Origin of the sequence: Streptomyces glomeratus (assembly GCF_021462825.1) — a bacterium.
Taxonomy (GTDB): Bacteria; Actinomycetota; Actinomycetes; order Streptomycetales; family Streptomycetaceae; genus Streptomyces; species Streptomyces glomeratus.
This window is the reverse complement of record NZ_JAKEEB010000108.1, coordinates 1-512: the sequence shown is the minus strand read 5'-3', so window position 1 is coordinate 512 and position 512 is coordinate 1. Positions and strand designations below refer to the sequence as shown.

The window sequence follows — 512 nt, the reverse complement described above, 5'->3', positions numbered from 1 at the left end:
CCCTGATCCGTGACCGACGGTGCTACCAAGTGACACCTCCCGTCACTGCGCCGGCTTGATTTCGGCATTGGGAAGCCCACCGTGGGCCAGGCCGCCGCGCTCGCTGAGATGCTGCGCGATCACTGCTCGCTCTACAACGGCGCGTTGCAGGAACGCCGCGACGCCTATCGGCACACCTCGAAGACCAGCATCAAATACGGGCAGCAGTCCGCACAGCTCAAGGAGATCCGCGCCTTCGACCCCGAGCGTCAGGGCCGCTGGTCGTTCTCCTCGCAGCAGTCCACCTTGCGCCGCCTGGACAAGGCGTTCCAAGCCTTCTTCCGGCGCGTGAAGGCCGGGGACAAGCCGGGCTATCCCCGCTTCCGGGGCGCGATGTGGTTCGACACCGTGGACTTCCCCAAGGACGGCGACGGCTGCCGCTGGAACTCCACCCCGCACGACCCCGTCACCCGCGTCCGCCTCCAGGGCGTGGGGCACGTCAAGGTCAACCAGCACCGGCCCGTGGTCGGCAA

At 67.8% G+C, this 512-nt stretch carries 1 pseudogene; it reads left to right on the top strand.

The window, feature by feature from the left end:
• Nucleotides 1–108 precede the first annotated feature (108 nt).
• Nucleotides 109–512, top strand: a pseudogene (locus LZ604_RS35535) (RNA-guided endonuclease TnpB family protein); the annotation flags it as partial.